Annotated in this window: 21 protein-coding genes; 13 read left to right on the top strand and 8 right to left on the bottom strand. The window is 42.5% G+C overall.

Annotated elements, in window-relative coordinates:
• Positions 1–125: 125 nt before the first annotated feature.
• The 3 genes from D2U88_RS16705 (at position 126) to D2U88_RS16695 (ending at position 2,345) form a co-directional block, all read left to right on the top strand.
• Complete coding sequence (locus D2U88_RS16705) at positions 126–1,235, top strand: M14 family metallopeptidase (RefSeq protein ID WP_119641655.1); 1,110 nt, start codon at positions 126–128, stop codon at positions 1,233–1,235.
• Between the two features lie 97 nt (positions 1,236–1,332).
• Entirely contained in the window at positions 1,333–1,812 is a 480-nt protein-coding gene (locus D2U88_RS16700) for an Lrp/AsnC family transcriptional regulator (protein ID WP_119641654.1), read from the top strand.
• 14 nt (positions 1,813–1,826) lie between these two features.
• Positions 1,827–2,345: a DinB family protein gene (locus D2U88_RS16695; RefSeq protein WP_119641653.1), complete on the top strand. Its 519-nt coding sequence runs from the start codon at positions 1,827–1,829 to the stop codon at positions 2,343–2,345.
• Here D2U88_RS16695 and D2U88_RS16690 read toward each other — a convergent pair whose 3' ends face one another.
• Positions 2,346–2,681, bottom strand: coding sequence for a hypothetical protein (locus D2U88_RS16690; protein WP_235855810.1), 336 nt, complete (start codon positions 2,679–2,681; stop codon positions 2,346–2,348). It abuts the gene before it with no gap.
• A 93-nt stretch (positions 2,682–2,774) separates the two neighbouring features.
• Positions 2,775–3,830, bottom strand: coding sequence for a 3-dehydroquinate synthase (gene aroB, locus D2U88_RS16685; RefSeq protein WP_119641652.1), 1,056 nt, complete (start codon positions 3,828–3,830; stop codon positions 2,775–2,777).
• 91 nt (positions 3,831–3,921) lie between these two features.
• Here aroB and D2U88_RS16680 point away from each other — a divergent pair, with 91 nt between their 5' ends.
• Entirely contained in the window at positions 3,922–5,094 is a 1,173-nt protein-coding gene (locus D2U88_RS16680; protein ID WP_119641651.1) for a proline dehydrogenase family protein, read from the top strand.
• On the opposite strand, the gene D2U88_RS16675 is transcribed toward D2U88_RS16680, so the two are convergent.
• The 6 genes from D2U88_RS16675 to porX all read right to left on the bottom strand — a co-directional run bounded on the left by D2U88_RS16675 (position 5,091) and on the right by porX (position 9,622).
• Positions 5,091–5,465, bottom strand: a complete 375-nt coding sequence (locus tag D2U88_RS16675; protein WP_119641650.1) for a DUF4258 domain-containing protein — start codon at positions 5,463–5,465, stop codon at positions 5,091–5,093. The two genes, D2U88_RS16680 and D2U88_RS16675, sit on opposite strands and share 4 nt — an antisense overlap.
• Positions 5,466–5,470: 5 nt before the next feature.
• The gene (locus D2U88_RS16670) at positions 5,471–6,670 is read right to left on the bottom strand and encodes an alanine dehydrogenase (protein WP_119641649.1); all 1,200 of its coding nucleotides are present in this window, start codon (positions 6,668–6,670) and stop codon (positions 5,471–5,473) included.
• Positions 6,671–6,716: 46 nt separating this feature from the next.
• On the bottom strand, positions 6,717–7,073 hold the full coding sequence (locus tag D2U88_RS16665) for a hypothetical protein (protein ID WP_235855809.1): 357 nt from the start codon (positions 7,071–7,073) through the stop codon (positions 6,717–6,719).
• Between the two features lie 278 nt (positions 7,074–7,351).
• On the bottom strand, positions 7,352–7,480 hold the full coding sequence (locus tag D2U88_RS19795) for a hypothetical protein (RefSeq protein ID WP_262696607.1): 129 nt from the start codon (positions 7,478–7,480) through the stop codon (positions 7,352–7,354).
• A 174-nt stretch (positions 7,481–7,654) separates the two neighbouring features.
• A complete protein-coding gene (gene tsaE, locus D2U88_RS16660; RefSeq protein WP_119641647.1) occupies positions 7,655–8,071 on the bottom strand; it encodes a tRNA (adenosine(37)-N6)-threonylcarbamoyltransferase complex ATPase subunit type 1 TsaE in 417 nt (138 codons plus the stop codon).
• 6 nt (positions 8,072–8,077) lie between these two features.
• Positions 8,078–9,622 (bottom strand): T9SS response regulator signal transducer PorX, encoded by a 1,545-nt coding sequence (gene porX / locus D2U88_RS16655; protein ID WP_119641646.1) that lies wholly within the window; start codon positions 9,620–9,622, stop codon positions 8,078–8,080.
• 36 nt (positions 9,623–9,658) lie between these two features.
• Here porX and D2U88_RS16650 point away from each other — a divergent pair, with 36 nt between their 5' ends.
• From D2U88_RS16650 to D2U88_RS16610, 9 genes are all read left to right on the top strand, one after another.
• Positions 9,659–10,885, top strand: a complete 1,227-nt coding sequence (locus D2U88_RS16650) for an HD domain-containing protein (protein WP_119641645.1) — start codon at positions 9,659–9,661, stop codon at positions 10,883–10,885.
• 23 nt (positions 10,886–10,908) lie between these two features.
• Positions 10,909–11,946 (top strand): UDP-3-O-(3-hydroxymyristoyl)glucosamine N-acyltransferase, encoded by a 1,038-nt coding sequence (gene lpxD, locus D2U88_RS16645; RefSeq protein WP_119641644.1) that lies wholly within the window; start codon positions 10,909–10,911, stop codon positions 11,944–11,946.
• Positions 11,927–13,339, top strand: a complete 1,413-nt coding sequence (locus D2U88_RS16640; protein ID WP_119641869.1) for a bifunctional UDP-3-O-[3-hydroxymyristoyl] N-acetylglucosamine deacetylase/3-hydroxyacyl-ACP dehydratase — start codon at positions 11,927–11,929, stop codon at positions 13,337–13,339. The genes lpxD and D2U88_RS16640 overlap by 20 nt, the downstream gene beginning before the upstream one ends.
• Positions 13,340–14,125, top strand: a complete 786-nt coding sequence (gene lpxA, locus D2U88_RS16635) for an acyl-ACP--UDP-N-acetylglucosamine O-acyltransferase (protein WP_119641643.1) — start codon at positions 13,340–13,342, stop codon at positions 14,123–14,125.
• Positions 14,126–14,129: 4 nt separating this feature from the next.
• Positions 14,130–14,696 (top strand): elongation factor P, encoded by a 567-nt coding sequence (gene efp / locus D2U88_RS16630; RefSeq protein ID WP_119641642.1) that lies wholly within the window; start codon positions 14,130–14,132, stop codon positions 14,694–14,696.
• Between the two features lie 6 nt (positions 14,697–14,702).
• Positions 14,703–15,638, top strand: a complete 936-nt coding sequence (locus D2U88_RS16625) for a UDP-3-O-(3-hydroxymyristoyl)glucosamine N-acyltransferase (RefSeq protein ID WP_119641641.1) — start codon at positions 14,703–14,705, stop codon at positions 15,636–15,638.
• 60 nt (positions 15,639–15,698) lie between these two features.
• The gene (sucD, locus tag D2U88_RS16620) at positions 15,699–16,571 is read left to right on the top strand and encodes a succinate--CoA ligase subunit alpha (protein ID WP_119641640.1); all 873 of its coding nucleotides are present in this window, start codon (positions 15,699–15,701) and stop codon (positions 16,569–16,571) included.
• A gap of 108 nt (positions 16,572–16,679) precedes the next feature.
• Positions 16,680–17,429, top strand: coding sequence for a 3-oxoacyl-[acyl-carrier-protein] reductase (fabG, locus tag D2U88_RS16615; RefSeq protein WP_119641639.1), 750 nt, complete (start codon positions 16,680–16,682; stop codon positions 17,427–17,429).
• Positions 17,430–17,434: 5 nt separating this feature from the next.
• Positions 17,435–19,468, top strand: coding sequence for a vWA domain-containing protein (locus tag D2U88_RS16610; RefSeq protein ID WP_119641638.1), 2,034 nt, complete (start codon positions 17,435–17,437; stop codon positions 19,466–19,468).
• Positions 19,469–19,475 lie beyond the last annotated feature (7 nt).

Below are 19,475 nucleotides of genomic sequence, written 5' to 3'. Positions count from 1 at the left end.
TTTGTGACCATAAGCCTAAACTGAGTTAAAGTCAGCATCATTTTTGATTTACACTTGTATCTCAATAACGGTTACAAATGTAAAATGAGGTATGTTTACTTTTGTATTCTCAAGTTGCATTTTACATGATTGATTATTCAGAATACAGGGAAGATTCCATATACGGGCGTTACATTACGATGGAAATACTCCAGGAAAATTGCTTTCCAAAACTTAAAGTGGATACCATTATCATTGGAAACTCCGTACAAGGGATTCCTATCCCGGCATTTACCATAGGTCAGGGAAAGCATAAAATTTTGATGTGGTCCCAAATGCACGGCAATGAATCCACGACCACCAAAGCGGTTTGGGATTTGGTCAATTTTATTCAGTCCCGGCATGAAATCGCGAAAATCATAAAGGAAGCCTGTACTCTTATGATCGTTCCCATGTTGAATCCAGATGGTGCAAAAGCGTATACTCGAGTAAATAGCAACCAAATTGATTTGAATAGGGACGCCAAAAATTTAAGCCAGCCTGAAAGTGTTGCCTTAAGAACACTGTTCCAAAAATTCGAACCTGATTTCTGTTTTAACTTACACGACCAACGTACCCTCTTTAGCGCAGGAAGCACCAACAAGCCGGCCACCGTGTCTTTTTTATCCCCTGCAAGTAATGACCAAAGGGACATTACACCTTCCCGTGAAAAAGCCATGAAATTGATCGGAGCCATGAATTCCCTTTTACAAAAACTGATTCCGGGACAGGTGGGAAGATACGATGATGGGTTTAACGACAATTGTGTGGGGGATACCTTCCAGATGCTGAAAGTGCCAACCGTGTTGTTTGAAGCAGGACACTACCCGAACGATTATGAAAGGGAAAAAACAAGGGAATTTATTTTTCTTGCCATGGTGGAAGCATTACGAACCATAGCAACGGATAAAATCTCCGATTTTACCATAAACGCTTATTTTGAGATTCCTGAGAACGAAAAATTGTTTTTCGATGTTTTGGTGAAGAACCCAAGAGTCATCAATAAAGAATATAAGGAAGGGGAGAAGATCGGTGTGCGTTATAAAGAGGTGTTGGAGGGCTCTAAAATCAATTTTGTCCCAGAGATTGCCGAAGTCGGAGAACTTGAAGGGTTTTACGCACACAAAATAATAGAAGATGCTGATATACTGGACCTTGACTTTAACACTTCCCACAAAGCGGTGATGGATTTGTTTTTGCCAATCAGCGAAAAATGAAGTATTTACACCGTGGTCTTGCGTTTTATTTAAAAAAGAACCATTTTTATTACGTAAATTTCCTTTTTTAACTAATTTAGCTGAAAATTTCAATGTAATGAGCAAAGTTAAGCTAGACGAAATAGACCACCAGATACTGGACATGTTGATCGACAACACCCGTACTCCCTTTACAGATATTGCCAAGAAGCTGTTGATTTCAGCAGGTACGGTGCATGTCCGTGTAAAGAAAATGGAGGAATCTGGTATCATAAAAGGTTCATCCCTTACCTTGGATTATGTTAAACTGGGCTATTCCTTTATAGCTTACGTGGGTATCTTTCTTGAGAAAACCCATCAGACCAAGTTTGTGTTGGAGCGACTGAACCAAATACCCTATGTGACCGTTGCGCACATCACAACAGGAAAGTTCAATATTTTCTGTAAAATCAGGGCCAAGGACACCACACATGCCAAAAACATCATCTTCAAAATAGACGATATTGATGGTATCAGCAGAACGGAAACCATGATTTCCTTGGAAGAGAGCATCAACGATAAAAAACGTTTGATGCACACCATCTTTAACGAGATGTAATTCATTTTAGATAGATGCTGGTTTCGGATTTATCAATTTCGGAATACAATCCTTTTTACCAAACCTATATCAATGCATTGGGCAATGTTGACCTGATGAATGAATTGGGACAGGGTAAAAAGGATTTTTTGTCCCTTATGGAACATCTTCCCGATGAAAAATTACACTTTGCCTATGCCGAGGACAAATGGTCCTTGGTGGAAGCATTGGTGCATATGATCGATACGGAGCGTATTTTCCAATACAGGGCCCTTCGTTTTGCAAGGAACGATAAAACCGACCTGCCAGGTTTTGAACAGGACAACTATGTTCCCAATTCCAATGCCGGGAGCAGGACCAAAAGTGACTTAGTGGAAGAGTACACTGCGGTAAGGGACTCCACCATAACACTCTTCAGGTCTTTTGATCAAGATATGTTGAAAAGGGTAGGGAAGGCAAACGGTTTTCCTATGAGCGTCAGGGCTCTAGGATTTATCATCAATGGCCATCAGGCGCACCACATCAGAATTATTAACGAGCGGTATTTGGTGTAATCAGAACAGACCTTCGTTGTCCGTATCGTCTGCTTCAAATTCAGGTGTCTCAAGAGCATCCACATTCGTTTCGGCCACTTCTTCTGGTTCTAGGTCCTTGTCCAATTCCCTCTCCATGGTTTCCTCAAAGCTCGAAATGAAATGGCTAAGACTATTACTGATCTTTACCAGGTAAATGGTATCCTCGGTACGCACTTCAACAGCTTCAATGATATCACCGTTCGGTTTTCTGAATGTAATGATGTCATCATCCCCATATCCATCTGGGTAAGAGTCGATTAAAACAGCCGCCACCTTGTGGTCCAACTTTTTGTAGTCAATCAATATCCGTTTCATAATGGTTAGTTATTAAAGTAATCCTAAGCTAGGATTTTTTGGAAATGACCAACGTAAAGAGTTGCCAACGCAAAAAAATAGTATATGTATCGCTTATTCTTTGTAGTATGAGAAAGCCTCTTCGAAAAGATTTTCCGGTACCTTGATGTCGGTTAGGGCAACACCAATGGATTGCAAAAGCACAAAGTTGATATTGCCGTGTGAATTCTTCTTATCGTATTTGAGCAGTTTTAGAATGGCATCCATATCGTTGGTATCAAAGTCCACCTTTTCAAAATGTTGCAAAAAGGTCTCTTTGATCTCGTTGAGGCATAGTTTTGACAATCCCGTAAGCTTGTGCGACAAGAAACCTTCCATGATCATCCCTATGGCAATGGCCTCCCCGTGCAACAATGTTTTTTTGTCATAGTTCTCTAAACAATAGGATTCTATGGCATGACCCAAGGTATGTCCAAAATTCAAGATTTTACGGAGTCCTTTTTCAGTGGGGTCCTGCATCACCACATCATTCTTGATAGCAATGGATTTCTGAATACTTGAAGCGACCTCGAAAATGTTTTCGCGCCGTAGGTCATCCCAGTACTCCTTGTCCTTGATGAGGCCGTGTTTCAGCATTTCGGCATAACCACTTTTAATTTGTCGGGGATCCAACGTTTTTAAGAATTCTGGAAAGATGAGGACCATTTGGGGTTGGTTGATTACCCCGATCTGGTTTTTCAGGGAACCCAGGTCAACCCCCGTTTTTCCTCCTATGGAGGCATCTACCATGGACAATAGGGTAGTGGGGATGTTGATAAAGTCGATCCCTCTTTTAAAGGTTGAGGCCACAAAGCCGCCAAGATCGGTAAGGACACCGCCTCCCAGATTGATCAAGAGGCTCTTTCGGTCACCATCAAAGTTGGAAAGCTGTTCCCAAACTTGCAGGCAGGTCTGTATGTTCTTGTTCTCTTCCCCCGGTTCAATTTCAAAAATGGAATCAATGGGTTCTTCAAACTTTTTTTCAAAGGCCGGCAGGCAATATTTTTTCGTGTTGGTATCAACCAATACGAAGGTTTTAGAATAATCATTTTTGGCAATATGCTGGTTCAGTGCGGCTTGTGCTAGCTCGTCAATATGAACGTCATAGGATTGTGCTTTGACCGATTCCATAATTCAAATTTCACTGCTAAATAAAGATTATTTTATGGATAAGGTTATGGATTCCGTACTTATATTTGAATCTTTAATTGGAACACAAATAATGCAACCTAATTTTGAGAATACCGCAATAGCTTTTGAGCTGAAATCCGACTCCCAACTGGAGCGCGCCTACTTTTTGTTCAAAATGATCGCCAGTGAACCTTTGGTCAGGATTGGTACCGCCGTGACCAATTTTGCCATCAAGGCCCATTTACCTGTTGATGGATTGATCAGGGCCACTGTTTTTGACCATTTTTGCGGGGGAGTGAATGAAGAAGACTGTCTGCCGATCATAGATAAAATGTACGAAAAAGGAGTCTGTTCCATTTTGGATTATTCCGCAGAGGGCAAGGAAGTGGATAATCAATTTGATTTTGCATTGCAGAAAACGCTGGAAATCTTGGATTTTGTCAAGGAAAAGGACGCTATCCCTTTTGCCGTATTCAAACCCACCGGTTTTGGACGCATGAAATTGTTCGAAAAAATGAGCATTGGTCTTGATTTGACCAGTGAAGAAACCGAGGCATGGGACAGGATCGTGAACCGATATGAAAAAGTCTGCAAAAAGGCCCATGATCTTGATGTGGCCTTATTGATCGACGCCGAGGAAAGTTGGATGCAGCAAGCTGCCGATGACCTTGCCTTGGAGATGATGCGCAAATACAACAAAGAAAAGGCCATTGTTTTCAATACGTTCCAGATGTACCGATGGGATAGACTGGATTACATTAAAAAATTACATGCCCTTGCCAATGAAGAAGGCTTTAAAGTAGGGGCCAAGGTGGTTCGCGGTGCCTATATGGAAAAGGAAAACGAACGTGCACAGGAAAAAGGATATAAAACCCCTATTTGCAATAATAAACAGGAAACCGATCAAAATTTCGATGCAGCCATCACCTACCTCATGGACCATTTGGACTGTTTCAATGTTTTTGCGGGAACCCATAACGAACAAAGCTGCCATAAGTTGATTGATGTAATGGAAAATAAAGGACTAGAACCCAATGATCCAAGGGTTTGGTTCGGGCAATTGTTCGGGATGAGCGATCATATCACCTACAACTTAACCGCCGCCGGATACAATGCAGTTAAATATGTACCCTACGGTCCGGTGAAGGATGTAATGCCCTATTTGATCAGAAGGGCAGAGGAGAACACGTCCGTAGCAGGGCAAACCTCTAGGGAACTGGCCTTGCTGCAAAAGGAACGGAAGCGTAGGAAGTTGGAGGATTAATCCAAAGTTTCTATATTTTCCACAACTATGGATTCTTTGCAATTTTTGATTTGAAGTACCAATGGTTTTCCATCCACTTCATGTGAAACCACATACGTTTTACAAGGTTCAGATTTGGTATCGCTCTTGCCAAAATCCACATCACCATCCGTCAAGAATTTTAAGATTAGCGTTGTGTCCCGGTAGGCTTCAGGCAATGCCTCTCCAAAAGTCAAAGATTTAGACCTCATGTTCTTGAGTACCCTACAGTTGGGCAGGTAGCAAAAATCGATGCCTTCCTCACCAGACTTTTTCTTTAAGAAGAAAACCAAGAATACCAATCCAATGGACAATCCTACCAAGTACCATCCCAATCGCTTTAAAAACTCCATCTACCCTAAAAAATAAGAAAATTAATGTCGTTATAACTCATCCCGAACCAATCACCAACCGATTTATTGGTCAAGATACCGTGGTACATATACAGTCCATTGCGTAGACCTTTATCGAACCGTAGGGAATGTTCCAAACCTCCCTCTTCACCAATTTTTAATAGATACGGAGTGAAGATATTGCTGATGGATACGGATGAAGTCCTGGGGTATCTGGAGGGAATATTGGGAACACAATAATGTGTAACCCCATATTTTTCAAACGTCGGTTTCGTATGCGTAGTGACCTCAGAAGTTTCAAAACAACCGCCCATATCGATACTCACATCGATGATCACCGCCCCCTTTTTCATGTGTTCCACCATGGTATTGGAAACCACCACAGGGGACCGGTCCTTGCCGCGGGTAGCACCAATGGCCACATCACAACGTTTTAGGGATTTAATCAGGTTTTTAGGTTGAATGGTGGAGGTATAAAGGGTTCGGTTCAAATTGGTCTGCAAACTCCTCAACTTACTGATGGAGTTATCAAACACTTTCACGTTGGCTCCTAACCCCAATGCCGAACGTGCGGCAAACTCACCCACGGTGCCCGCACCGATGATGACCACTTCCACAGGTGGAACCCCACTGATGTTGCCAAACATCAAACCGTTGCCTTTATTGGTGTTGGCCATCAATTCCGAGGCAATCAAAATCGAGGAAATCCCAGCAATCTCGCTCAAGGAACGAACAGCAGGATAATTGCCATCCTCATCCTTTATAAACTCAAATGCAATGGCAGTAAGCCGTTTTTTGGCAAGGGCCTCAATATATTCTTTCCGTTGTGTTTTGATCTGCAGGGCAGAAATGACAATGGTCTGTGGGTTGATGAAATCTATTTCGGTGAGGGTAGGGGGTTCTACCTTTAGTATAATGGGGCAGGAAAATATCTTTTTGGTATCCCGGGTGATTTCGGCCCCAGCATTGGTATATTCAATATCCGAAAAATTGGCGGCATCCCCTGCACCAGATTCTATCAACACACGGTGGCCATGTGCCGTAATAGCGTTCACGGCATCCGGCGTAAGACAAATTCGTTTTTCCTGATATTGGTTTTCTTTGGGAATGCCTATGTAGAGTTCCCCTTTTTGTTTGATGACCTCCAAGGTTTCTTCTTGGGGCAACAATTGCTGTTTGCTAAATGGGGAGGACGGTTGGTTCATATATGGCAAAAGTGTTCAACATTCCGAAATTGGTAATGGAACAAATTTACATTTTTTTCGAAAGGGTTTTTTGGCGTTCCTCCAATTTCTCCCTTTCCTTTCTCAACTCCTCTTTTTCCTTTAATATCTGCAGTTCGGTGTCCATGGCATCAAGATCGATCCCATGCACGTGTTTATCCACAAGTTTTATCCTAATGAAATACACCACAGGTATCACCACCATGGTAACCGCAATCACATACAAAATTTCATTTTCATCGATGCGATTGCTATTGGAATAGTTCAAAACAGTATACAGCTGAAAACTGTACATGGAAATTGGAATCAAAATGGCATGATACCACCAGTTCTTAGAGGTTACGAACCAAATGACCAATAGAAGCAATGGAACAACCTTACTCAAGTAAAAGTAAATTGCCGTGCTTACGTCTCCAAAGTTGTTTTCATTTACAGTGATTCCCAGTATGTTTAAAGTTGTAGCGTCTTGTGGTAAGTATTTATAGCTATAAAACATTATGGGAGATATCGCGATAAATAATGCAATAGCCCCTTCTATAATGAAACGCTTTCTTATCGTAGATTTTTTGCTCATCACTTTGTTAACTCAAAAAATCTGGGATTATTGTAAAAAAAAATCCCTTTTCGAAAAAAGGGATTCATACTTGTAGGATGAAAGTCTAATTAAACCTTAACGATTTTAGACTTTTCAATACTTACTGTTTGCTTCTTGTCAATAGATATTGTAGAAACAGCGGTCATTGCCAAAAAAGCAACAGCAAGTAATCCAAAAAAAACTTTTTTAGTGTTCATCGTAAAAGAGTTTTTGGTTAATAAATGAATTCATTCACAAGACAAATGTAGGAAAATATTTCAACTCTACCTACACTTCATCGATAAAATTGGTTTTTTAACGTAAAAACCGAACGGTTTATCGAATCGGACTTGCTTTGCAAAAGAATGAGTTCAAGATAGCGGGATCAATCGTTAAGAAATATTTAACTCGATTGAGCGTGTATTTTCATCGATAAAGTGCAATAAAACACTTACAGCGTCGTTAGGGAGCAGCGACTTGACTTTTTCCGGCCATTCTATAAAAAGCCATGCCTCCGAATTCAGGTAATCTTCAAAGCCAATATCCAAAGCTTCCATTTCATCGTTCAATCTGTAGAAATCAAAATGATAGGCCAATGGCTTCCCTTTTTTGTCATGATATTCATTGACCAAACCGAAAGTAGGGCTGTTGGCAATGTCTGCGGCACCCAGTTGATGTATCAATTGTTTTACCAGAGTGGTTTTGCCTGCACCCATTTCCCCGTACAAACAAATGGTCTTATTGGGAACGGAAGCCAACAAGGTTTTGGCCACTTCATCTATTCCCGATAACTGAAAGGTTGTTTTCAAGATGAACTATTTTGGCTCCAAAACTACAAAAGGAACAATCATTTCTTCCAAAGAAACCCCACCATGTTGGTACGTATTCCGATAATAACTTACATAGTGATTAAAGTTGTTGGGATATGCAAAGAACAGGTCGTTCTTGGCAAAAATGAAACTACTGCTCAGATTAATATTGGGTAAATGTATCTCTTGGGGATTCTTGGTGGCCAACACCTCTTTGTCCTCATAGGTTAGGCTGCGTCCTGTTTTGTACCGAAGGTTTAGACTGGTTTCCCGATCGCCGATCACTTTGGATGGCTGTTTTACATTGATGGTACCGTGATCTGTGGTCAATATCAATTTCATTCCCAAACTCTGCGCCTGTTGAATAATCTCCAACAAAGGGGAATTCTTGAACCAGCTCAACGTGAGCGATCGGTAGGCCTTGTCGTTGGAAGCAAGTTCCTTCACTACATCCATCTCAGTCTTGGAATGCGACAACATGTCCACAAAATTGTATACGACCACGGTAAGATCGTTCTCTTTTTGCGACCTAAAATTCTGGGCCAGCTGTTTCCCTTGTTTTAAGTTGTTGATCTTATGGTATTCCCATTTTAGGTTAAGTCCCAAACGTTTCAATTGTTCTCCCAAGAATTCGGCTTCAAAAAGGTTCTTGCCGCCTTCATCCGTATCGTTTTTCCACCAATTGGGATAGCGTTTTTCCATTTCCAAGGGCATCAATCCCGAAAAAAGGGCATTACGGGCATATTGGGTGGCGGTGGGCAAGATGCTATAATAGGAAGATTCGTTTTTCTTCTTGTAATGTATGGAAAGGGTCTCCTCAAAAGCCAGCCATTGATCATATCTTAGGTTATCTATGACCACCATCAAGGTCTTGTTGCCTTCCAACTCAGGTTGAACCTTATTTCTAAAAAGCGTATGGGACATGATGGGGGCATCCCCATCCTTGAACCAACTTTTGTAGTTCTTGTCCACAAACTTGCTGAATTGGGAATTGGCCTCCACCTTTTGGGATTCCAGTATCTCGAACATTCCAGAATCCTCTATCTGCTCCAATTGCAGCTCCCAATAGATCAGTTTTTTATAGAGTTCGGCCCATTCTTCATGGGTATTGATCATAGAAAGGTCCATGGCTATTTTACGAAACTCCTGCTGGTAGTTGGCGGTGGTCTTTTCCGAAACCAAACGGGAATTGTCCAAGCTTTTCTTCAGCGACAATAAAATTTGATTGGGGTTGACGGGTTTTATGAGATAGTCGGCGATCTTAGACCCAATGGCTTCATCCATAATGTACTCCTCCTCACTTTTGGTGATCATCACCACGGGAATGGAAGGTTCATATTTTTTTATCTCGTTGAGGGTCTCAAGACCCGAAAGTCCCGGCATGTTCTCATCCAAAAAAACAATGTCGAAAAAATTCCCCCTGATTTCTTCCAGCGCATCCTGGCCACTTTGACTGGTAACTACTTTGTAATTCTTACTTTCTAGAAAAAGTATGTGGGGTTTTAATAGGTCTATCTCATCATCGACCCAAAGAATTGTAATCTTGTTCATATAGTAGTTATCTTTGTGGCATTAAAACAAAAATCCTTGGTAAAAACCAATAAGCTTAACGTTTTTAACGATCCAATTTACGGTTTTATTGGAACTCCAAACGAACTAATTTTTAGGCTGATTTCCCATCCTTATTTCCAGAGGTTGAGGCGGGTATCCCAAATGGGCATGTCCTATATGGTGTACCCGGGAGCCCATCATACCAGGTTCCACCATGCTTTGGGAAGTATGCATTTGATGACCAAGGCCATTCAAGTACTCAAAGTTAAGGAGGTTGAGATAACCCCAGAGGAGGAAAATGGCCTACTCTGTACCATCTTGCTGCACGATATTGGCCATGGACCTTTTTCCCACGCCTTGGAAGGTTTTGTGGTGAAGGATTTGAGTCATGAAAAACTTTCCCTCCAGTTTATGATGGAATTGAACAAAGAGTTTGATGGACAGTTGGACGTAGCCATTTCAATCTTCAAGGGAGATTATCCTAAACCTTTTTTGAACCAACTGGTGTCCAGTCAATTGGATATGGACCGATTGGATTACTTAAAACGTGATAGTTTCTACTCCGGAGTGACCGAAGGCAACATCAATTCCGAACGGCTCATCTCCATGTTGAATGTGGTCGATGGTAATTTGGTGGTGGAAGAGAAAGGCATATATGCGGTGGAGAAATTCTTGATGGCCCGGAGATTTATGTACTGGCAGGTTTACCTTCATAAAACGGGACTGGTTGCGGAACAATTGTTGGTCCGCATTATGCAACGCGCCAGATTGTTATTGGCTCAAGGAACAATGTTACCAGCCAGTAAGCCTTTATTGTTTTTTTTGAAACAAAATGAACCCATATCGTTTGATAAAGAGATTCTTGAAACATTTGCCCAACTGGATGATGTGGATATTCTTGGCGCATTGAAAGGCTGGCGGTCTCACGAGGATTTTGTACTGTCCAAATTGTGTAGTATGATATTGGATCGCAGACTCTTGCACATCAAGATCAAAAAACAGCCCGTTGAACCACAAAAAATGAATGAAAAGTTGTCGGGAGTCATTCAAAAATACGATCTTTCAGCTGAAGAAGCCGCTAACTTTGTGTTTCAGGGCGAAATCTCGAACAAGGCCTACAATCAAAAACAGCAGGCCATATACATTCTTAAAAAGAATGGCAGGATTACGGACGTGCTCAAGGAATCTGACCAGCTAAGCCTGAAGGCACTTTCCAAAACAGTTACCAAATATTACAGCTGTTACCCTAAGGAAGCTGTTTAACAAATTTTGTTACTTTTGCACCAATGAAATTTACAGCTACCCAAATTGCCGGAATATTAGAGGGGGAAATTGAGGGGAATCCTCAAATCGCTGTCCATAAATTATCCAAGATCGAAGAAGGTGAAAAAGGTTCGTTGACCTTTTTGGCCAATCCAAAATATACAGCCTACATCTACTCTACAAAGGCCTCCATAACCATTGTGAACAAAGACTTTGTACCGGAACAGACCTTGTCCACCACATTGATCAAGGTAGAGGATGCCTATAAATCGTTTTCCAAACTATTGGCGTATTACAACCAGGTGAAGAATAATAAGGTAGGGGTTGAAAACCCTTCCTATATATCTGGAAGTGCTTCGTACGGGGAAGGATTCTATTTAGGAGCTTTTTCCTATTTGGGGGAAAATGTAAAGATCGGGGACAATGTAAAGATTTATCCCAATGTCTTTATCGGTGACAACGTGAACATCGGTAACGATGTGATTGTATTTGCCGGGGCCAAAATTTACTCGGAAACCATTATCGGGAACAATTGTGTAATCCATGGTGGCGCCATTATCGGTGCCGATGGGTTCGGGTTTACGCCCAATTCCAATGGGGAATATAGTAAGGTACCGCAAACCGGTAACGTAATCCTGGAGGACAACGTGGATGTTGGGGCAGGAACTACCATAGATCGTGCAACCTTAGGCTCTACCATATTAAGAAGAGGTGTCAAACTGGACAACCAAATTCAGATTGCCCATAATGTGGAAATTGGGGAACACACGGCCATCGCTGCGCAAACCGGCATTGCAGGTTCCACCAAAATTGGAAAAAATTGTCTTATCGGAGGTCAAGTGGGCATCGTTGGCCATATCACCATAGGGGATAGGGTCAGAATACAGGCCCAATCCGGTATTGGCAGGAACATTAAAAGCGACGAAGTCCTCCAAGGGTCGCCAGCTTTAAATTACGGGGACTTCAACAAATCATACGTACATTTCAAAAATTTGCCAAAACTGGTAAATCAAATCTCCAACATAGAAAAAAAGGTTGAAGGTGAGCAAAATAAGCAATAAGCAACGCACCATTGAAAAGAAAGTAACGCTACAGGGAGTAGGGTTGCACACGGGCGAAAATGTAACCATGAGTTTTTTGCCTGCAAAGGAAAATCACGGATACGCGTTCAAAAGAATAGATTTGGAGGGCGAACCCATTATAGAGGCCGATGCCAATTATGTGGTGAATACCCAACGGGGCACCAATTTGGAGAAGAACGGTGTCAAGATCCATACCTCTGAGCACGTTTTGGCTGCACTTGTCGGACTTGAGATCGACAATGTCCTCATAGAATTGGATGCTCCCGAACCTCCGATCATGGATGGCTCTTCCAAGTTTTTTGTAAAGGCTTTGGAAGAAGCAGGCATTGTGGAACAGGACCAAGAGCGTGAAGAATACATTGTAAAAGATGTTATTTCCTATAAAGATGAGACCACTGGAAGTGAAATCACCGTTATTCCAGCGGATCATTATCAAGTGACCACCATGGTCGATTTTGGAACAAAAGTGTTGGGCACCCAAAATGCCACTTTGGAGAAAATGTCCGATTTTAAGGAAGAAATAGCGGATGCGCGTACGTTCAGTTTTCTCCATGAACTGGAAATGTTGTTGGAACATGGTCTCATCAAAGGTGGTGACCTGAACAATGCCATTGTTTATGTGGACAAGGAAATTTCCGAGTCTACCATGAAAAAATTGGAAAAGGCTTTCAACAAGGAAAAACTTTCCGTGAAGCCCAATGGTATTTTGGATAACCTGACGCTACATTATCCCAATGAAGCGGCACGCCATAAGTTGTTGGATGTGATTGGAGATCTGGCCTTGGCGGGGACCCGTATAAGAGGTAAAGTGATTGCAAATAAACCAGGGCATTTTGTGAATACCCAATTTGCCAAAAAGCTTTCCAAAATCATCAAGATTGATAAGCGGAACAAAGTCCCCACCTACGATTTGAACCAAACGCCCTTGATGGATGTGACCCAAATCATGAAAATGCTGCCACACAGGTCTCCATTTTTATTGGTGGATAAAATTTTGGAACTGTCAGACACCCACGTGGTTGGGGTCAAAAACGTTACCATGAACGAGCCCTTTTTTGTAGGGCACTTTCCTGGAGCACCCGTAATGCCTGGAGTTCTTCAGGTAGAAGCAATGGCCCAAACAGGGGGAATCCTTGTGTTAAGCACCGTACCAGACCCAGAAAATTACTTGACCTTCTTCATGAAGATTGACAACGTAAAGTTCAAGCAGCAAGTGGTTCCAGGGGATACCTTAATTTTTAAGTGCGATTTGATTTCACCCATCAGAAGGGGAATCTGCCACATGCAAGCCTATGCTTACGCCAACGGAAGATTGGTCTCCGAAGCTGAACTGATGGCACAGATCGTTAAAACAAAAAACACAGATTCGTAAATGAACCAACCTTTAGCATATGTTCACCCAGGGGCCAAGATTGCCAAGAATGTGGTAATCGAACCCTTTACGACCATCCATAACAATGTCACCATTGGTGAAGGTACCTGGATTGGTTCCAACGTAACCATTATGGAAGGGGCCCGTATCGGAAAAAACTGTAACATTTTTCCAGGAGCTGTCATTTCCGCAATGCCCCAAGACCTAAAATATCAAGGCGAAGAAACTACCGTACAAATTGGAGACAATACGACCATACGGGAATGTGCCACCATCAACAAGGGTACGGCAGACCGCATGAAGACCGTGATCGGAAATAACTGTTTGATCATGGCTTATTGTCATATTGCCCATGACTGTGTCGTGGGAGATGGCTGTATTTTCAGCAATAATTCCACGTTGGCGGGCCATGTTACCATTGGCACCAATGTAGTCTTGGCGGGGATGGTGGCCGTACATCAATTTGTATCCATAGGAAACCACGCATTTGTAACGGGAGGTTCCTTGGTACGGAAAGATGTCCCCCCTTATGTTAAGGCAGCACGGGAGCCCCTATCTTATGTCGGTATCAATTCAATAGGATTGAGACGAAGAGGGTTCGATGCCGATAAGATCAGGGAAATCCAGAATGTTTACCGTATCCTGTACCAAAAAAATTACAATAACACACAAGCAGCATCCATTATAGAAGCAGAAATGGAGGCAACCCCAGAACGTGATGAGATTCTTCAATTCATCAGGGATTCGCAAAGGGGTATCATGAAAGGCTATTTTAGTTCAAATTAATTTTATGGCAAATACTTCTGATATTAGAAAAGGGTTGTGCATCCGATACAACCACGATATCTACAAGATTGTAGAGTTTCTTCATGTTAAACCAGGAAAAGGCCCAGCCTTTGTTCGTACCAAATTGAAAAGTGTGACCACAGGAAAGGTCTTGGACAATACTTTTTCTGCCGGACACAAGATTGAGGATGTGCGTGTTGAGACCCGTACCTATCAATATTTATATCCTGAGGGAGACACCTTCCATTTCATGAACACGGAGGATTACAACCAGATATCTTTACCAAAGGATAATTTGGACGCTCCCGATTTATTGAAGGAAGGAGAAGTGGTCACCATCATTTTCAACGCCGAGGACAACATGCCTCTTTCCGTGGAAATGCCTGCCAGCGTTATCTTGGAAGTGACCCATACGGAACCAGGGGTTAAGGGCAACACAGCCACCAATGCCACCAAACCTGCAACTGTGGAGACAGGTGCCCGAATCAACGTACCTCTTTTCATCAACGAAGGGGATAAGATTAAAATCGATACGGAAAAGGGAGCTTATTTGGAACGCGCTAAAGAGTAAGGAAAAATGAAATTTCCGAAAGCCCATACTTTAAAGGAGATTGCGGATATCATTGGTTCCGAATTTGTCGGCAGCGAGGTCTTCCCGGTTTTTGGCATGAACGAAATCCATGTAGTGGAAGAAGGCGATATTGTGTTCGTGGACCATCCCAAATATTACGACAAAGCCCTGAATTCCAAAGCCACCGTTGTACTCATCAACAAAAAGGTGGATTGCCCTGAAGGCAAGGCCTTGCTCATTTCGGACGACCCTTTTAGGGATTTCAATAAGCTGACAAAGCATTTCAAACCGTTTGTAAGTTCCAACAGTATCATTTCCGCCACTGCGGAAATAGGGGAGGGTACCATCATACAACCTGGAGTTTTCATTGGAAACCATGTGAAAATTGGAAAGAACTGCGTCATCCATCCACATGTTACCATTTATGATGGCTGCATTATCGGAGATAACGTGACCATTCATGCGAATACCGTACTGGGAGCAGATGCATTCTATTACAAAAATAGGCCCGAAGGGTTCGATAAATTGCTCTCGGGAGGTACCGTGATCATTGAAAACAATGTGGACATTGGTGCATCCTGTACCATAGATAGAGGAGTGACGGGAGCCACTACCATCAAGGAAGGTTCCAAATTGGACAACCAGATCCAGGTGGGGCATGACACGGTAATCGGCAAAAAATGCTTGATTGCTTCCCATACAGGGATAGCCGGTTGTGTGGTCATCGAAGATGAAGTGACCCTTTGGGGCCAAGTGGGGATTACCAGTGGTGCCACTATCGGTAAAAAAGCTATTATTCTGGCCCAAACGGGAGTGGCCAAATCCTTGGAAGGCGGCAAAACCTATTTTGGTAGTCCAGCTGAAGAAGCGCGTGAAAAACTAAAACAAATGGCATCGGTTAAGCAGATTCCAGAAATCCTGCAAAAACTGAAAAAGAATTAAAAAATCAATAGATAAAAACTTTAGTAAACCATATTTTTGCACCTATATTAAGTTAAACCTATGAGCGTCTTAGTAAACAAAGATTCAAAGATAATTGTACAAGGATTTACCGGTAGCGAAGGAACCTTCCATGCCGAGCAAATGATTGAATACGGAACCAATGTGGTTGGCGGGGTTACCCCGGGAAAAGGTGGCCAAGAGCACTTGGGGAAACCTGTTTTCAACACGGTGGAGGATGCCGTTAAGGAAGTTGGTGCCGACACCACAATTATTTTTGTACCGCCAGCGTTTGCTGCAGATGCCATTATGGAGGCTGCCAGTGCCGGAATCAAGGTGATCATTACCATCACCGAAGGTATTCCTGTGGCTGATATGGTAAAAGCTTACGATTACATTCAAGATAAAGACTGTACTTTGATCGGTCCAAACTGCCCTGGTGTCATCACCCCTGGAGAGGCCAAAGTAGGTATCATGCCTGGTTTCGTCTTCAAAAAAGGAAAAGTGGGGATTGTTTCCAAATCAGGAACCCTTACCTATGAGGCCGCTGATCAAGTAGTACGTCAAGGATTGGGAATCACAACGGCCATCGGTATTGGTGGGGATCCCATCATCGGAACCACAACCAAAAAAGCGGTGGAACTTTTGATCAACGACCCTGAAACTGAATGCGTGGTAATGATCGGTGAAATCGGTGGGCAATTGGAAGCCGAAGCAGCAAGATGGTACAAAGCAAGCGGTAGCAAAAAGCCTATTGTTGGGTTCATCGCCGGTGAAACTGCACCTGCAGGTCGTACCATGGGTCACGCCGGAGCTATTGTAGGAGGTAGCGATGATACTGCCCAGGCCAAGAAAAGAATCATGCGCGAATGTGGTATCCACGTAGTGGATTCCCCAGCTGAAATTGGCGCCAAAGTAAAAGAAGTGGCGGGATAACTGACCGTTAAATCTATTCTAAATCCCGTTTTTTAGCGGGATTTTTTTTCGTCTAAACCTAAAACAACAACTATATTTGGTGGATAACCATTCAAACACAATCATCTTATGAAACTTTTGGAAGGGAAAAATGTAATCATTACAGGAGCTAGTCGCGGAATTGGAAAAGGGATTGCCGAAGTATTTGGAAAACACGGGGCCAATGTGGCCTTCACTTATAGTTCCAGTGAAGCACCAGCTTTAGAGCTGGAAAAAGAGTTGACCAGCATGGGTGTAAAAGCCAAAGCTTACAAGAGCAATGCAGCCAGTTATGCAGACTCAGAAGAACTTGTGGCCCAAGTGTTGGAGGATTTTGACGGTAGAATCGATGTGTTGATTAACAATGCAGGTATCACCAAGGACAACCTTTTGATGCGTATGGGCGAAGAGGATTTTGATTCCGTGATCGAAATCAACCTGAAATCCGTTTTTAACATGACCAAAGCCGTACAGCGCACCATGTTGAAACAGCGTAAAGGTTCCATTATCAATATGAGTAGTGTGGTTGGGGTGAAGGGAAATGCCGGACAGACCAACTATGCTGCATCAAAGGCAGGGATGATCGGTTTCACCAAATCTGTGGCCCTTGAATTGGGATCTAGGAATATCCGTTGTAATGCCATCGCCCCTGGTTTCATAGAAACCGAAATGACCGATAAATTGGACGAAAAAACTGTACAAGGTTGGAGGGATGCCATTCCGTTGAAGCGTGGTGGATCTCCGGAAGATGTGGCCAACGCCTGTTTGTTCTTGGCTTCCGATCTTTCTGATTATGTTACCGGCCAGGTGTTGAACGTTGATGGTGGCATGCTAACATAGAATGGATGGAATTGCGCACGGTACTCCTTATTGTTCTTGCAGCGGTTGCCGCGCTCAGTCTAGTTTTTTATCAATACTTCTATAAAAACCCACGAAAAAAGGGTAATCTAAAATTCATATTGGCCGCAATGAGGTTCCTGACCTTATTCTGCGGCCTTTTGCTTCTGATCAATCCAAAGTTTGTCAACAACGACTATTATTTGGAAAAGACCAATCTGGTGCTATTGGTGGATGATTCCTCCTCTATGGAAGAAAGTACCTCAAAAGACAACCTTGCCGGAGTAGTGGAACAGATTCGTTCAAATCCACAACTGAACGATCGGTTTACCATGCATCAATATGCCTTTGGTTCCAATTTGGAGGCAACGGATTCCATTCGGTTTGATCAAAGCAACACCGATATTGCCAAGGCCCTTTCCACGGTAGATCAAATTTTTCTGAATGGCACTAATGCCGCGGTCCTTTTTTCGGATGGAAACCAAACCTTAGGAAGGGATTACGAATATCTCCATTTGAACCATCTGACCGTTGCCCCAGTTGTGGTAGGCGACACCACCCAGTATGAAGATTTGGCGGTCGGCTTGATCAATGTCAACAAATATGCTTTCCTAAAAAATAAGTTCCCAGTTGAAACGACCATTCTTTATCGGGGAGCTAGGCCAGTTTCCAGAACAGTTTCCATTTCCATCAATGGAAAAAGGGTGCATCAGGAGCAAGTCAACTTAAATGCAACAAAAAACAGCCAGACCTTGAACACCTTGATCGAGGCGGAAAGCGTGGGCATTAAAACCATTAAAGTTGAAGTGGGTACACTGGAAAATGAAAGGAACACTTCGAATAATTTCAAAGAATCGGCCATCGAGGTTATTGATGAACAAACCAATGTGGTGATTATTTCCGATATGCTGCACCCTGATATCGGGGCACTCAAAAAATCCATTGAAGCCAATGAGCAACGTTCCGTTTCTATAGTAAAACCAAGTGTTGCCACCAAGGGATTAGAAGATACCGATATTTTGATCTTGTACCAACCCACCCGAAGCTTTAGTGAAGTTTACGCCTTTATACAAAAAACTGGGCTCAATTATTTTACGATTACGGGTAGCAAAACGGATTGGAATTTTCTGAACCAAGCACAGGGTAGTTTTTCCAAGGATAACAACAATCAAACAGAAGATATTCTACCTGTTTTGAACAATGCGTTTGGCATTTTCAATTTGGGTGATTTTACGGTGGACAGCTTTCCACCACTTATCGGAAGTCTTGGGGAAATATCCATTTTGAAGGAATCATCTCCATTGATGTTCCAACAAATTCGAGGGGTTGATTTGGACAAGCCTTTGTTCACCATTATCACAGAAGGCAAGCAACGGGAAGCAGCGCTGTTTGGGGAAAATCTCTGGCGATGGAGGGCACAGGTGTATCGTAATGACCAAAGTTTTCAAAAGTTTGATGAATTTATGGGGAACCTTATGGTCTATTTGGGTTCCAACAATCAAAGGAGCAGGTTGGAACTGGACTATTCCCTAGTGTTCGACAATGCTGGTTTGGCAAAAATAAGGACTTCCTACTTTGATGAGAGTTACCAGTTCGATACCAATGCAAGAATCGTCATTAGAGTAGAGGGTAAGGAAAATCAATTGGTCCGCGAAGCTCCCATGTTATTAAAAGGATCTTATTTTGAAGTGGATCTAAGCGATTTGGCTTCTGGGGTATATGATTTCACGGTGACCGTTACAGGGGAAAACCTCAAGCGTTCTGGTAGTTTTAAAATTTTGGATTTCAATCCTGAGAAACAATTATCTTCAGCCAATTACCGGAAATTGGACCGATTGGCACAAAAAAACCAAGGAAAATTGTACTATTTTGATCAGGTTGATTCCCTCATTGAAGACTTGGCCACTTCAACACAATTTTTGCCCGTCCAAAAGAGCAGGCAGAATGTTGTATCTTTAATAGATTTCCGTATTTTACTTGGACTGATGGCCTTGACCTTGGCCTTGGAATGGTTCATCAGAAAATACAACGGATTAATTTAAAACCACA

Origin of the sequence: Flagellimonas aequoris, assembly GCF_003584165.1 — a bacterium.
Classification (GTDB): Bacteria; Bacteroidota; Bacteroidia; order Flavobacteriales; family Flavobacteriaceae; genus Flagellimonas; species Flagellimonas aequoris.
The sequence above is the reverse complement of the archived record's forward strand: the minus strand, read 5'-3'. Positions and strand labels throughout refer to the sequence as shown.

Coding starts and splice junctions, on each gene's coding strand:
- D2U88_RS16705 (WP_119641655.1), top strand. CDS start 126: ATGATTGATTATTCAGAATACAGGGAAGATTCCATATACGGGCGTTAC.
- D2U88_RS16700 (WP_119641654.1), top strand. CDS start 1,333: ATGAGCAAAGTTAAGCTAGACGAAATAGACCACCAGATACTGGACATG.
- D2U88_RS16695 (WP_119641653.1), top strand. CDS start 1,827: ATGCTGGTTTCGGATTTATCAATTTCGGAATACAATCCTTTTTACCAA.
- D2U88_RS16690 (WP_235855810.1), bottom strand. CDS start 2,681: ATGAAACGGATATTGATTGACTACAAAAAGTTGGACCACAAGGTGGCG.
- aroB (WP_119641652.1), bottom strand. CDS start 3,830: ATGGAATCGGTCAAAGCACAATCCTATGACGTTCATATTGACGAGCTA.
- D2U88_RS16680 (WP_119641651.1), top strand. CDS start 3,922: ATGCAACCTAATTTTGAGAATACCGCAATAGCTTTTGAGCTGAAATCC.
- D2U88_RS16675 (WP_119641650.1), bottom strand. CDS start 5,465: ATGGAGTTTTTAAAGCGATTGGGATGGTACTTGGTAGGATTGTCCATT.
- D2U88_RS16670 (WP_119641649.1), bottom strand. CDS start 6,670: ATGAACCAACCGTCCTCCCCATTTAGCAAACAGCAATTGTTGCCCCAA.
- D2U88_RS19795 (WP_262696607.1), bottom strand. CDS start 7,480: ATGAACACTAAAAAAGTTTTTTTTGGATTACTTGCTGTTGCTTTTTTG.
- porX (WP_119641646.1), bottom strand. CDS start 9,622: ATGAACAAGATTACAATTCTTTGGGTCGATGATGAGATAGACCTATTA.
- lpxD (WP_119641644.1), top strand. CDS start 10,909: ATGAAATTTACAGCTACCCAAATTGCCGGAATATTAGAGGGGGAAATT.
- lpxA (WP_119641643.1), top strand. CDS start 13,340: ATGAACCAACCTTTAGCATATGTTCACCCAGGGGCCAAGATTGCCAAG.
- efp (WP_119641642.1), top strand. CDS start 14,130: ATGGCAAATACTTCTGATATTAGAAAAGGGTTGTGCATCCGATACAAC.
- D2U88_RS16625 (WP_119641641.1), top strand. CDS start 14,703: ATGAAATTTCCGAAAGCCCATACTTTAAAGGAGATTGCGGATATCATT.
- sucD (WP_119641640.1), top strand. CDS start 15,699: ATGAGCGTCTTAGTAAACAAAGATTCAAAGATAATTGTACAAGGATTT.
- fabG (WP_119641639.1), top strand. CDS start 16,680: ATGAAACTTTTGGAAGGGAAAAATGTAATCATTACAGGAGCTAGTCGC.
- D2U88_RS16610 (WP_119641638.1), top strand. CDS start 17,435: ATGGAATTGCGCACGGTACTCCTTATTGTTCTTGCAGCGGTTGCCGCG.